The following is an 11,905-nucleotide window of genomic DNA, read 5'->3' as shown; positions in this document are numbered from 1 at the left end:
ATCCTTGCGGTTTTGCACACCACATCATGGCGCGGGGCCATTCGTGGCGTGTTGATATCGGTCAAACCCTTGACCTTAGCCACTGTTTCAACACAACGCGACAATCACCGCCCATTGTTCGGGTGTCACCGGCATCACCGACAGGCGGCTGCCTTTCTGCACCAGCGGCAGCTCGGCCAGGCCGGACTGCTGTTTCAGCCTGCCCAGTTCCAGCACCCGTGGCAGAGTTTGCACATGGGCCACATCCACCGCACTCCACGGGTTCTTGTCGGCCGTGGCCTTGGCATCGTAGTAGTGGCTTTGTGGGTCCAGCGCGGTGGGGTCGGGGTACGCCGCGCGTGTGATTCTGGCAATACCGGCGATGCCCGGTTGCGGGCAGCTGGAGTGATAGAAGAAAAATTCGTCACCCACATTCATGGCCCGCAGGAAATTACGCGCCTGATAGTTGCGCACGCCGTCCCAGCGCGCTTCGCCAAGGCGGCCGAGGCCTTCGATGGAGAGTTCGTCGGGCTCGGATTTCATCAGCCAATAGGCCATGGATGCTGCTCCTGAAAAGGTTTGAAATAACCTGTTGCACGAAACCGACAGCCGGTTGGCGTCAAGGTTTGCGTGCGGACGCAGGTTGTCGGAAAATGCGCCCCGTTTAAAGCGCGATGCGCTGGCGATACCCAGAAAATCGCCAAGCACTGAACAGTTTGCCTGGGGGGCAATCTTCAATGAATCAACGCAAAAAGCCGGATCTGCTGTGGATCCTGGTGTTCATTTTTGGCCTGGGTGTGGTCACTACCGGTTATGCGCAGGGTTTGTGGGAGCGCAAGCTGGACAGCGCCTACCAGATGCCGGTCGACGCCAGCCAGCCACAACGTTGATGCCCCCGCTGGCGCCGCTCAACGCGGTGCCAGGTACCAGCCACGGTCCGAGACCGTCCCCTGCAGTGGTACATCCCAGCTGGCCTGCGCCAGCCGCTCGACCTTCTGGCATTCGTGCGCCAGCCCCAGCAGCAATGGTTTTTTCCAGGTTTGCCGACGCGCCTGGTAGGCCAGGCTGCGATCATAAAAGCCGCCGCCCATTCCCAGACGCCCGCCCACTTCGTCAAAACCGACCAGCGGTAGCAGGATCAGGTCCAGCGCCCAGACCGGTCGCTGCCGCTTGCGGTCGGTCACCGGCTCTGGAATACGGAAGCGGTTGGGCTTGAGCTTTTCGCCCTGCTCGAACCGCTGGAATACCATGCGCGTGCGCGGCCAGGCGTGCAGCACCGGCAGGTAGGTACGCTTGCCGCGACGCTGGGCTTCGCGCAGCAGCAGGCAAGGGTCGATTTCGCCGTCGTTGGGCAGGTACAAGGCAATGTGGCGGGCGCGGCGGAACAATGGGTGTTGCGCCAGCTGGCGGTACAGGCCGAGGGTGGCCTTGCGTTGCTGGGCAGGGGTAAGGGCGCGGCGGGCATTGCGAAGCAGGCGACGGAGCTGGGGGCGGGTGAGCGGCGCGGTGTCGGTCATGGCACGGGCGATCCCAGATGTACTGGCCGGCACTGGACGGTGGGCCAAAACGAATTGCCCGCCTGAAGGGGCGGGCAAAAAAATTCAGGCTCCCCGATCAGACCGCTGTCGGTGTAGCCCTTGAACCCGAAAGTTCAAGGTGGAGATTGCAGGGGGCGTTAAGGCTTTCCGTCGGGCGGACATGCACACCGGCCCCAGCGTGCAACCCCCGTGGTTGTGCGTATCGGCTCAGGGACATAACCGACTGGCGCATCCACCAGGGAGTGGCGCCAGTATACCAATCTCAGCCGATTGTGGTATCCGTGTCGTCGGACAAAGCCTTGTCTACCCGATCCAGCAGGTCACGCACCTGTTCGCGGTTGGCGCCGCTGGCCGGGGCTTCGGCGCGATCTTCCTGGCGATGCAGCATTTCGTGGGTAATGTTCAATGCCGCCATGACCGCGATGCGGTCGGCGCCAATCACCTTGCCGCTGCTGCGGATCTCGCGCATCTTGCCGTCCAGGTAGCGCGCGGCGCTGACCAGGTTGTTGCGCTCTTCCGGCGGGCAGATGATCGAGTATTCCTTGTCGAGGATCTGCACGGTGACGCTATTGCTTGAACTCATGAGTCTTGCTCCAGAGCCTTGAGGCGTAAGATCATCGACTCGACCTTGCGCTTGGCGATCTCGTTCTTTTCGATGAGGTGGGCGCGCTCTTCGCGCCAGGATTTTTCCTGAGCTACTAGGAGTGCATTTTGCCGTTTTAGTTGCTCGACGCGTTCGATCAGCAACTCGAATCGGCTCATCAGTGCCTGAAGGTCGTTCTCTTGCGTGGGTTGCACTCGATTCGCTCCGTCGTTGAGTCACCTGGCGATGATGCCTCTCCCTGGGCGGCGACGGCCAGTGCCGATGGTCTTGGCGCGCCTGCCGGTGCTAGGATACAAGGTCTCCATTCTAGTCATTGCGCCGTCTGGCGCCTAGCTGCCCATGCCCAATACCCAATCGCCTTACATCGCCTTCGCCATGCTGCTCTCGAGCAATGGTCATCCTGTCACCCCGGCCGAACTGCACGGCCTGCTGGTCGGCCGCAGCTGCGCCGGCGCCGGCTTCGACGCCGATGCCTGGCTGGCCGATGCCGCCCAGTTGCTGGAAAACGAGCCGGGTGACACCGTGCGCAACGCCCTGATCGGCCTGCAGGAAATGGTCAAGGGCGAGCTGACCAGCGACGACATGGCCATCGTCCTGTTGCTGCCTTCCGACGACGCCGCCCTGAGCGACCGCGCCACCGCGCTGGGCCAGTGGTGCCAAGGCTTCATTACCGGTTTCGGCCTGAATGCCGGCGGCAAGGACTTGTCTGACGAAGCCAAGGATGTGCTGCAGGACCTGGTGGCCATTTCCCAGGTACAGGAAGCCCTCGAAGAGTCCGAAGACGGCGAGAGCGACTACATGGAAGTCATGGAGTACCTGCGCGTGGCACCTCTGCTGCTGTTCTCCGAGCTGGCCAAGCCGGCCGCACCCGCGCCCAAGCCATCGCTGCACTGATCAACCGGGGGTAGTCTGCCCATGAGCCACATTCCCAAGGGCGAGTATGCCCGTCGGCGCAAGGCGCTGATGGCGCAGATGGTCCCCAACAGCATCGCCATCCTGCCCGCCGCCGCTGTTGCCATCCGCAACCGCGACGTCGAGCACGTGTATCGACAGGACAGCGACTTCCAGTACCTCAGCGGCTTTCCGGAGCCTGAGGCGGTCATTGCGCTGATCCCGGGGCGTGAACATGGCGAGTACGTACTGTTTTGCCGTGAGCGCAACCCGGAGCGCGAACTGTGGGACGGGCTACGGGCCGGCCAGGAAGGCGCGGTGCGCGATTTCGGCGCCGACGATGCCTTCCCCATCACCGATATCGACGAGATCCTGCCGGGCCTGATCGAAGGCCGCGAGCGGGTGTACAGCGCCATGGGCAGCAACCCCGAGTTCGATCGGCGGCTGATGGACTGGATCAACGTGATCCGCTCCAAGGCCCGCCTGGGCGCGCAGCCGCCGAACGAGTTCGTTGCGCTGGATCATCTGCTGCACGACATGCGCCTGTATAAATCGGCAGCGGAAGTGAAGGTGATGCGTGCCGCCGCAGCCATCTCGGCGCGGGCACATGTGCGGGCCATGCAGGCCTGCCGGGCCGGGCTGCACGAATACAGCCTGGAAGCCGAACTGGACTACGAGTTCCGCAAGGGCGGCGCGAAGATGCCGGCCTACGGCTCGATTGTCGCGGCCGGGCGCAATGGCTGCATCCTGCACTATCAGCAGAATGACGCCCCGCTCAAGGATGGCGACCTGGTGCTGATCGACGCCGGTTGCGAAATCGACTGCTACGCCAGCGACATCACCCGCACCTTCCCGGTCAGCGGGCGCTTTTCCCCCGAGCAGAAGGCCATCTACGAGCTTGTGCTCAAGGCCCAGGCCGCGGCGTTTGCCGAAATCGCCCCAGGCAAGCACTGGAACCACGCCCACGAGGCGACCGTGAAGGTCATTACCGAAGGCCTGGTCGAACTTGGCCTGCTTTCGGGCGAGGTGCAGGCGCTGATCGACAGCGAGGCCTATCGCGCCTTCTACATGCACCGTGCCGGGCATTGGCTGGGCATGGATGTGCACGACGTGGGCGAGTACAAGGTGGGCGGCGAGTGGCGGGTGCTGGAGCCCGGCATGGCGCTGACCGTCGAGCCGGGCATCTACATAGGCGCCGACAATCAGGCCGTGGCCAGGAAATGGCGCGGCATTGGCGTAAGGATCGAGGACGACGTGGTGGTGACCAGGCAAGGTTGTGAAATCCTGACTTCGGGCGTGCCGCGCACGGTTGCCGAGATCGAGGCGCTGATGCAGGCCGCCCGCAAGGACGCGGCATGAACCGCGTGAACCTGGCGATCATTGGCGGTGGCCTGGTGGGCGCAAGCCTGGCCTTGACCCTGCAGGCCGGGGCCAAGGCGCGCGGCTGGAAGATCTTGCTGATCGAGCCGTTCGCCCCCGGCGACAGCTTCCAGCCCAGCTACGATGCGCGCTCTTCGGCGTTGTCGTTCGGCACCCAGCAGATCTACCAGCAGCATGGCCTGTGGCAGGCTATCGGCCGCCGTGCCGAGCCGATTCGGCAAATTCACGTGTCCGACCGTGGCCGTTTCGGCGCCACCCGCCTGGATGCCCAGGAAGAGGGTGTGCCGGCGCTGGGCTACGTGGTGGAAAATGCCTGGCTTGGCCAGTGCCTGTGGCAAGGGCTGGACAGCGACGTGGTGAGCTGGCGCTGCCCGGCGGAAGTGACCTCGATGGAGGCGATCGAAGGCGGTTACCGCCTGGGGTTGAATGACGACACCCAGCTGGAATGCGACCTGGCGGTACTGGCCGACGGTGGCCGTTCCGGCCTGCGCGAGCAGTTGGGGATTCACGTGCGTCACACGCCCTACCAGCAGAGCGCGTTGATTGCCAACATCACCCCGGGTGAAGCCCACGGCGGCCAGGCGTTCGAGCGCTTCACCGAAGAAGGCCCCATGGCCCTGCTGCCGTTGCCGGAAAACCGCTGTGCGCTGGTGTGGACCCGCCAGGGCATGGATGCGCGGCGCCTTGCCGACATCGATGAGCGCAGTTTCCTGCGCGAACTGCAAGGCGTGTTTGGCTATCGCCTGGGCGCGTTGCGCCAGGTCGGGGCACGGCACCTTTACCCCTTGTCGCTGATCGAGGCCCAGGAGCAGGTGCGGCCGCACCTGGTGGTCCTGGGTAATGCCGCGCACAGCCTGCACCCTATTGCCGGCCAGGGCTTCAACCTGTCGCTGCGCGATGTGCAGTCGCTGGCCGATGCATTGCTGGCCGGCCCGCAGCAGCCTGGCGACCTGGCCACGCTGCAGGCTTACGCCAAGCGCCAGCGTCTGGACCAGGCCATGACCATCGGCTTTTCCGACCAGGTCACCCGGTTGTTCGGCAGCAACCAGCCCTTGCTGGCCGCCGGGCGTAACCTGGGGCTGCTCGGGCTCGACTTGCTGCCGCCGGCCAAAAGCTGGTTCGCCCGCCAGGCCATGGGCCTGGGCACCCGCCCCGATCCGCGGGGGCAGGCATGAGCAACTCGCGTAAACTGGCACGTCGTGCGCGTATGTTGCGCTGGATGCTGAACCTCTACCCGCCGTACCTGGGGGCGGGCATCCGCGTGCAATCCATCAGCCCCGACCTGCGCAGCGTCAAGGTGGCGATGAAGCTGACCCGCTGGAACCGCAACTATGTCGGTACCCAGTTTGGCGGCAGCCTGTATTCGATGGTCGACCCTTTCTACATGCTGCTGCTGATCGAGCAGTTGGGCCGCGACTACATCGTCTGGGACAAGGCCGCCAGCATCGACTTCATCTCGCCGGGCAAAGGCCCGGTGTATGCCGAGTTCCACGTCGATGACGCGCTGCTGGACGACATCCGCCAGCAGACCGCCACCGGCAAGAAGTGCCTGCCGCGATTGCAGGTCGATATCCGCGATGGCGCCGGCGAGCTGGTGGCGCGGGTCGATAAAACCCTATACGTGCGGCTCAAGCCGCAAGCGAGGCTGGCGTAAGGCATGGAAATGCGCGCAGATCTGTTGATTGTCGGTGCCGGTATGGTCGGCAGTGCACTGGCCCTGGCGTTGCGCCACAGTGGCTTGCAAATCCTCTTGCTCGATGGCGGCCCGCTGACGGTCAAGCCCTTCGATGCCCAGGCGCCCTTCGAACCGCGTGTCAGCGCGTTGTCGGCGGCCAGCCAGCGCATCCTCGAGCGCCTCGGCGCGTGGGACGGCATCGCCCAGCGGCGTGCTACGCCATATTCCGACATGCATGTGTGGGATGGCAGCGGCACCGGGCAGATTCACTTCTCGGCCGCCAGCGTGCATGCCCAGGTGCTTGGCCATATCGTCGAGAACCGGGTGGTGCAGGATGGCCTGCTGGAGCGCCTGCACGACAGCGACATCGGCCTGCTGCCCAATGCGCGGCTGGAGCAGTTGCGTCGCTCGGGGGACGAGTGGTTGCTGACCCTGGCGGATGGCCGGCAACTGCGTGCTCCACTGGTGATCGCCGCCGACGGCGCCAACTCGGCGGTGCGGCGCCTGGCCGGTTGCGAAACCCGCGAATGGGATTACCTGCACCATGCCATCGTCACCAGCGTGCGCTGTAGTGCCGGGCACCAGGGCACGGCCTGGCAGCGCTTCACCGATGAGGGGCCTTTGGCGTTTCTGCCGTTGACCCGCGATGGCCAGCAAGATTGGTGCTCGATCGTGTGGTCGACCACTCCGGAGCACGCCGAGCAGTTGATGGCACTGGATGAAGCCGCCTTCCTGCAGGCCCTGGAGCGGGCCTTCGAGGGGCGCCTGGGTGACGTGCTGCAGGCCGACCCGCGGGTGTGCGTGCCGCTGCGCCAGCGCCACGCCAAACGCTATGTGGACGAGGGCCTGGCCTTGATCGGCGATGCTGCGCACACCATCCACCCGCTGGCGGGGCAGGGCGTCAACCTGGGCTTCCTGGATGCTGCGGTACTGGCCGAGGTGCTGGTCAATGCCTGCGAGCGTGGCGAGCGGCTGGCAGATGTGAAGGTGTTGAGCCGTTACGAGCGGCGGCGCATGCCGCACAACCTGGCGCTGATGGCGGCCATGGAGGGCTTTGAGCGGTTGTTCCAGGCCAACCCGCTGCCATTGCGCTGGTTGCGTAACAGCGGGTTGAAACTGGTGGAGCAGATGCCGGAGGCCAAGGCGCTGTTTGTGCGCCAGGCGTTGGGTTTGAGTGGTGATCTGCCGGATCTGGCCAAAGCCTGAAGGCTGCTCCTGCAATGGGCGGTGCATGCTCTGCAACATCCGGTAACTGCTAGGTAGATGAGCCAGAAAATGGGATTCACTACCATTCGCACCTCTCAAACGATCCGAGGAGTGCTTCCCATGTTGCCACGCAAGCCCCTACTGGCCGCCCTGGCCCTGACCCTGTTCGGCGGCACCGCCCAAGCGGCGGACGAAGTGGTGGTGTACTCCTCGCGCATCGACGAGCTGATCAAGCCGGTGTTCGATGCCTATACCGCCAAGACCGGGGTCAAGATCAAGTTCATCACCGACAAGGAAGCCCCGCTGATGCAACGCATCAAGGCCGAGGGCGACAACGGCGTGGCCGACCTGCTGTTGACCGTCGATGCCGGCAACCTGTGGCAAGCCGAGCAGATGGGCATCCTGCAGCCGATCAAGTCCGACATCATCGACCAGAACATTCCGCCGCAGTACCGCGCCTCGTCCCACGACTGGACCGGCCTGAGCCTGCGCGCCCGCACCATCATCTACTCCACAGAGCGGGTCAAACCCGAGGAGTTGAGCACCTACGAAGCCCTGGCCGACAAACAGTGGGAAGGCCGCCTGTGCCTGCGCACGGCGAAGAAGGTGTACAACCAGTCGCTCACCGCCACCCTGATCGAGACCCATGGCGAGGCGAAGACCGAGCAGATCGTCAAAGGCTGGGTCAACAACCTGTCCACCGATGTGTTCTCCGACGACAACGCGGTGATCCAGGCCATCGAGGCCGGCCAGTGTGACGTGGGCGTGGTCAACACCTATTACTACGGCCGCCTGCACAAGCAGAACCCGAGCCTGCCGGTGAAGATCTTCTGGCCCAACCAGGGGGACCGTGGCGTGCACGTCAACCTGTCGGGTATTGGCCTGACCAAGCACGCGCCACACCCGGAAGCGGCGAAAAAGCTGGTGGAATGGATGACGGGCGAAGACGCGCAAAAGCTGTTCGCCGACATCAACCAGGAGTTCCCGGCCAACCCGAAGGTGAAGCCTTCCGAGGAAGTGGCAGCATGGGGCAGCTTCAAGGCTGACAGCATTCCGGTTGAAATTGCCGGCAAGCGCCAGGCCGAAGCCATTCGCTTGATGGATCGCGCTGGCTACAACTAAGCGCCAGGCCGTATCCTTCCGGGGCCTGCAAGGGCCTCTTCGCGGGCATGCCCGCTCCCACAGGATCTGCACTGCCTTTGAGGGTTGTGCGGCCCTCTGTGGGAGCGGGCATGCCCGCGAACGACCGCAAAGCGGTCGCACATCAGCCACAGAGACATAGAACTTGCCCCACACCCCCCAACGCCGCTGGTACCTTCCGGTCTCCCTGATCGCCGCCCTGGTGCTGCTGCCCCTGAGCGTCCTGCTGTTGTCCTGGCAGTCGATCGATACGCAGATCTGGTCGCACCTGCTCGACACCCAGATGAGCCGCCTGTTGGGCAATACCCTGACGCTTGTGGTGGGCGTAGGTATCGGCGTCACCGTGCTAGGCGTGAGCCTCGCCTGGCTCACCAGCCTCTGCGAGTTCCCAGGCCGGCGCTGGCTGGACTGGGCGCTGATGCTGCCGTTCGCCATCCCTGCCTATGTGCTGGCGTTTGTATTCGTCGGCCTGCTGGACTTCGCCGGCCCGGTGCAAAGCGCCCTGCGTGAGGTGTTCGGGCCGATGCGCCTGCCGCGGGTGCGCTCCACCGGCGGGGTGATCATCGTGCTGGTGCTGGTGTTCTACCCCTACGTCTACCTGCTGGCGCGCACGGCCTTCCTGGCCCAGGGCAAAGGCCTGATGGAAGCGGCGCGCGTCCTCGGGCTATCGCCCCTGCAAGCGTTCTGGCGCGTGGCCCTGCCCATGGCGCGGCCAGCGATCGGTGCCGGCATCGCCCTGGCCTTGATGGAAACCCTGGCCGACTTCGGCGCGGTGGCCGTGTTCAATTTCGACACTTTCACCACCGCCATCTACAAGACCTGGTACGGCTTCTTCAGCCTGTCCAGCGCCGCCCAGCTGGCCAGCCTGTTGCTGCTTGCAGTGATGCTGGTGCTGTATGGCGAGCGCCGTGCCCGGGGCGCCAGCCGCAGCGGCAACGAGCGGCCGCGGGCGCAGGCGTTGTACCACCTGCGTGGGATGAAGGCGTTGCTGGCCAGTGGCTGGTGCCTGCTGGTGTTTGCTTGCGCCTTCGTCATCCCGCTGCTGCAGCTGCTGGCGTGGTTCTGGCAACGCGGCCGGCATGACCTGGACGAGCGCTATATCGGTCTGGTGTTGCACACCTTGTACCTGGGCAGCATGGCGGCACTGGTCACGGTGAGCGTGGCGCTGTTGCTGGCCTTTGCCCGGCGGCAGGCGCCGACTGGGGGTATCCGCGCCGGGGTCGGCCTGGCCAATCTGGGCTATGCCTTGCCCGGCTCGGTGCTGGCAGTGTCGATCATGCTGGCCTTCAGTTACCTCGATAACCACTTGGTCATCCCGCTGTCCAGCTGGTTGGGCGGGGCAGGCAAGCCGCTGCTGCTGGGCAGCCTTGCGGCATTGCTGTTGGCCTATCTGGTGCGTTTCATCGCCGTGGCCTACGGGCCGCTGGAAAGCAGCCTGGAGCGTATCCGCCCGTCACTGCCCGAGGCCTCCCGTAGCCTCGGCGTGAGTGGGCCCAGATTGTTTTTCAAGGTGTATCTGCCGCTTCTGGTGCCCGGTGCCCTCAGCGCCGCCCTGCTGGTGTTCGTCGATGTGCTCAAGGAGATGCCGGCCACCTTGCTGATGCGACCGTTCGGCTGGGACACCTTGGCGGTACGGGTGTTCGAGATGACCAGCGAGGGCGAATGGGCACGTGCCTCGCTGCCAGCATTGACGCTGGTACTGGTGGGCCTGCTGCCGGTCATCGGCCTGATCCGCCGTTCGGCACATCGACCAGGTCACAATCACTGAGGGTGCCAGCCTGCGTCCTTGCGGCTACAATGCGCGGCATTCGCGCGGTGGGTCCTACAAGAAGAGCTGACGATCAAACGTCATCGACCGCCGCCGCTTCGCCACGCCCGGAAGGAGAAACCCATGGGACAGCGCACGCTTTTGTATGACCTGCACCTGGCGCTTGGCGCCAAAACGGTCGATTTCGGTGGCTGGGACATGCCCCTGCACTATGGCTCGCAGGTTGAGGAGCACCACCAGGTGCGCAGCGATTGCGGGGTTTTCGATGTGTCCCACATGACCGTGGTCGATGTCGATGGCAGCGACGCAACTGCCTGGCTGCAGCGTTTGCTGGCCAACGACGTGGCCCGCCTCGAAGAAACCGGCAAGGCGCTATACAGCCCGCTGCTCCATGAGGAGGGCGGGGTGATCGACGACTTGATCGTCTATCGCACGGAAAACGGCTACCGCCTGGTCACCAACGCCGCCACCCGGGCCAGAGTGCTCGATTGGCTGCAACAGCAGCGGGCCGGTTTTACCGTGGGCTTCCAGGTCCGCCCCGATCTTGCCATTCTCGCCATCCAGGGCCCGCGTGCCCGTGAAAAGGTGGCAGCCCTGCTCAGCCCCACGCGCGCAGCACTGATTCGCGAACTGCGCCCGTTCGAAGGCGTTGCCGAGGGCGACTGGTTTATTGCCCGCACCGGGTATACCGGAGAAGACGGCCTGGAGATCATCTTCCCGGGCGATCAGGCGGTGGCATTCTTCAACGACCTGGTCGGCGCCGGCATCGCCCCAAGTGGCCTCGGCGCCCGCGACACCCTGCGCCTGGAAGCCGGCATGAACCTGTACGGCCAGGATATCGACGAAGCCCACACCCCGCTGACCTCCAACCTGGGCTGGAGCATCGCCTGGGAGCCGGCCGAGCGGGACTTCATCGGCCGCGCCGGCCTGCTGGCAGAAATCGAACAGGGTGTGCAGGAAAAACTGGTCGGCCTGGTGCTGGAAGAGCGCGGCGTGCTGCGTGCCCACCAGGTGGTGCGTGTGGCCGGGATTGGCGAAGGGGAGATCACCAGTGGTAGTTTCTCACCTACGCTGAGCAAGTCCATTGCCCTTGCGCGCGTACCCATGGCTACCGGTGACCGGGCCGAGGTGGAAATCCGCGGCAAATGGTACCCGGTGCGGGTGGTCAAACCGACCTTCGTGCGCCACGGCAAGATCCTGATCTGAACATTTTTTAACCGGCGGGCGTACCGCTGAGCCAATCGAGGAATTCAAGACATGAGCAATATCCCCGCCGACCTGCGTTTTGCCGAAAGCCACGAGTGGGCTCGCCTGGAAGCCGACGGTAGTGTGACCGTGGGTATCAGCGACCACGCCCAGCAAGCCCTGGGTGACGTGGTGTTCGTCGAGCTGGCTGAAGTCGGCAAGGTATTCGCCGCTGGCGATGCGGCCGGTGTGGTCGAGTCGGTCAAGGCCGCTTCGGACATCTACGCCCCGATCGGTGGCGAAGTGATCGCAGTCAACGAAGAGCTGGCCGACAGCCCGGAGCAGCTCAACGAAGAACCTTACGGCGCGTGGATCTTCAAACTGAAGCCAAGCAACCCGGCCGAGCTGGACAAGCTGCTGGATGCTGCTGGCTACAAGGCCGCTATCGGCGAGTAAGACCGCGTCGCCTGCTTCGCGGGCGCGCCCGCTCCCACAGGGATAGCGCCCGCCGCTGGCCTTTGATCAACCTGTGGGATCGG

Annotated in this window: 14 protein-coding genes and 1 other RNA gene; 10 read left to right on the top strand and 5 right to left on the bottom strand. The window is 64.5% G+C overall.

The window, feature by feature from the left end; all coding sequences use genetic code 11:
• Positions 1-87: 87 nt before the first annotated feature.
• On the bottom strand, positions 88-537 hold the full coding sequence (locus PP4_RS26590) for an EVE domain-containing protein (RefSeq protein WP_016502166.1): 450 nt from the start codon (positions 535-537) through the stop codon (positions 88-90).
• A 179-nt stretch (positions 538-716) separates the two neighbouring features.
• Between PP4_RS26590 and PP4_RS29415 the strand changes: the two genes are divergently transcribed.
• Positions 717-869 carry a hypothetical protein gene (locus PP4_RS29415; protein WP_016489747.1) on the top strand — a complete coding sequence of 51 codons (153 nt, stop codon included), beginning with the start codon at positions 717-719 and terminating at the stop codon, positions 867-869.
• An 18-nt stretch (positions 870-887) separates the two neighbouring features.
• On the opposite strand, the gene PP4_RS26585 is transcribed toward PP4_RS29415, so the two are convergent.
• The 4 genes from PP4_RS26585 to PP4_RS26575 all read right to left on the bottom strand — a co-directional run bounded on the left by PP4_RS26585 (position 888) and on the right by PP4_RS26575 (position 2,279).
• Positions 888-1,496, bottom strand: coding sequence for a 5-formyltetrahydrofolate cyclo-ligase (locus PP4_RS26585; RefSeq protein ID WP_016502165.1), 609 nt, complete (start codon positions 1,494-1,496; stop codon positions 888-890).
• A gap of 86 nt (positions 1,497-1,582) precedes the next feature.
• A non-coding RNA gene (gene ssrS, locus PP4_RS27620) (6S RNA) lies at positions 1,583-1,762 on the bottom strand.
• Between the two features lie 17 nt (positions 1,763-1,779).
• Positions 1,780-2,100 (bottom strand): cell division protein ZapA, encoded by a 321-nt coding sequence (locus tag PP4_RS26580; protein ID WP_016502164.1) that lies wholly within the window; start codon positions 2,098-2,100, stop codon positions 1,780-1,782.
• Entirely contained in the window at positions 2,097-2,279 is a 183-nt protein-coding gene (locus PP4_RS26575; protein WP_029886233.1) for a TIGR02449 family protein, read from the bottom strand. Before PP4_RS26575 ends, PP4_RS26580 begins: the two co-directional genes overlap by 4 nt.
• Positions 2,280-2,460: 181 nt before the next feature.
• Here PP4_RS26575 and PP4_RS26570 point away from each other — a divergent pair, with 181 nt between their 5' ends.
• From PP4_RS26570 to gcvH, 9 genes are all read left to right on the top strand, one after another.
• Complete coding sequence (locus PP4_RS26570) at positions 2,461-3,015, top strand: YecA/YgfB family protein (RefSeq protein ID WP_016502163.1); 555 nt, start codon at positions 2,461-2,463, stop codon at positions 3,013-3,015.
• 21 nt (positions 3,016-3,036) lie between these two features.
• Positions 3,037-4,371: a Xaa-Pro aminopeptidase gene (gene pepP / locus PP4_RS26565; protein ID WP_016502162.1), complete on the top strand. Its 1,335-nt coding sequence runs from the start codon at positions 3,037-3,039 to the stop codon at positions 4,369-4,371.
• On the top strand, positions 4,368-5,567 hold the full coding sequence (gene ubiH, locus PP4_RS26560; RefSeq protein WP_016502161.1) for a 2-octaprenyl-6-methoxyphenyl hydroxylase: 1,200 nt from the start codon (positions 4,368-4,370) through the stop codon (positions 5,565-5,567). The genes pepP and ubiH overlap by 4 nt, the downstream gene beginning before the upstream one ends.
• A complete protein-coding gene (locus PP4_RS26555; protein WP_016502160.1) occupies positions 5,564-6,046 on the top strand; it encodes a DUF4442 domain-containing protein in 483 nt (160 codons plus the stop codon). The genes ubiH and PP4_RS26555 overlap by 4 nt, the downstream gene beginning before the upstream one ends.
• Positions 6,047-6,055: 9 nt before the next feature.
• Complete coding sequence (locus PP4_RS26550; RefSeq protein WP_162838454.1) at positions 6,056-7,273, top strand: 2-octaprenyl-3-methyl-6-methoxy-1,4-benzoquinol hydroxylase; 1,218 nt, start codon at positions 6,056-6,058, stop codon at positions 7,271-7,273.
• A 120-nt stretch (positions 7,274-7,393) separates the two neighbouring features.
• Positions 7,394-8,395: an extracellular solute-binding protein gene (locus tag PP4_RS26545; RefSeq protein ID WP_016502158.1), complete on the top strand. Its 1,002-nt coding sequence runs from the start codon at positions 7,394-7,396 to the stop codon at positions 8,393-8,395.
• A 163-nt stretch (positions 8,396-8,558) separates the two neighbouring features.
• The gene (locus PP4_RS26540; protein ID WP_016502157.1) at positions 8,559-10,181 is read left to right on the top strand and encodes an ABC transporter permease; all 1,623 of its coding nucleotides are present in this window, start codon (positions 8,559-8,561) and stop codon (positions 10,179-10,181) included.
• Between the two features lie 123 nt (positions 10,182-10,304).
• Positions 10,305-11,387 carry a glycine cleavage system aminomethyltransferase GcvT gene (gcvT, locus tag PP4_RS26535; RefSeq protein ID WP_016502156.1) on the top strand — a complete coding sequence of 361 codons (1,083 nt, stop codon included), beginning with the start codon at positions 10,305-10,307 and terminating at the stop codon, positions 11,385-11,387.
• Positions 11,388-11,438: 51 nt separating this feature from the next.
• Entirely contained in the window at positions 11,439-11,822 is a 384-nt protein-coding gene (gene gcvH / locus PP4_RS26530; RefSeq protein WP_016502155.1) for a glycine cleavage system protein GcvH, read from the top strand.
• Positions 11,823-11,905: the final 83 nt, after the last annotated feature.

Source organism: Pseudomonas putida NBRC 14164, from assembly GCF_000412675.1.
Taxonomy (GTDB): domain Bacteria; phylum Pseudomonadota; class Gammaproteobacteria; order Pseudomonadales; family Pseudomonadaceae; genus Aquipseudomonas; species Aquipseudomonas putida.
The sequence above is the reverse complement of the archived record's forward strand: the minus strand, read 5'-3'. Positions and strand labels throughout refer to the sequence as shown.

Excerpts from the sequence above, each read along its gene's own strand:
- PP4_RS26590 (WP_016502166.1), bottom strand. The coding sequence starts at position 537 with ATGGCCTATTGGCTGATGAAATCCGAGCCCGACGAACTCTCCATCGAA.
- PP4_RS29415 (WP_016489747.1), top strand. The coding sequence starts at position 717 with ATGAATCAACGCAAAAAGCCGGATCTGCTGTGGATCCTGGTGTTCATT.
- PP4_RS26585 (WP_016502165.1), bottom strand. The coding sequence starts at position 1,496 with ATGACCGACACCGCGCCGCTCACCCGCCCCCAGCTCCGTCGCCTGCTT.
- PP4_RS26580 (WP_016502164.1), bottom strand. The coding sequence starts at position 2,100 with ATGAGTTCAAGCAATAGCGTCACCGTGCAGATCCTCGACAAGGAATAC.
- PP4_RS26575 (WP_029886233.1), bottom strand. The coding sequence starts at position 2,279 with ATGAGCCGATTCGAGTTGCTGATCGAACGCGTCGAGCAACTAAAACGG.
- PP4_RS26570 (WP_016502163.1), top strand. The coding sequence starts at position 2,461 with ATGCCCAATACCCAATCGCCTTACATCGCCTTCGCCATGCTGCTCTCG.
- pepP (WP_016502162.1), top strand. The coding sequence starts at position 3,037 with ATGAGCCACATTCCCAAGGGCGAGTATGCCCGTCGGCGCAAGGCGCTG.
- ubiH (WP_016502161.1), top strand. The coding sequence starts at position 4,368 with ATGAACCGCGTGAACCTGGCGATCATTGGCGGTGGCCTGGTGGGCGCA.
- PP4_RS26555 (WP_016502160.1), top strand. The coding sequence starts at position 5,564 with ATGAGCAACTCGCGTAAACTGGCACGTCGTGCGCGTATGTTGCGCTGG.
- PP4_RS26550 (WP_162838454.1), top strand. The coding sequence starts at position 6,056 with ATGCGCGCAGATCTGTTGATTGTCGGTGCCGGTATGGTCGGCAGTGCA.
- PP4_RS26545 (WP_016502158.1), top strand. The coding sequence starts at position 7,394 with ATGTTGCCACGCAAGCCCCTACTGGCCGCCCTGGCCCTGACCCTGTTC.
- gcvT (WP_016502156.1), top strand. The coding sequence starts at position 10,305 with ATGGGACAGCGCACGCTTTTGTATGACCTGCACCTGGCGCTTGGCGCC.
- gcvH (WP_016502155.1), top strand. The coding sequence starts at position 11,439 with ATGAGCAATATCCCCGCCGACCTGCGTTTTGCCGAAAGCCACGAGTGG.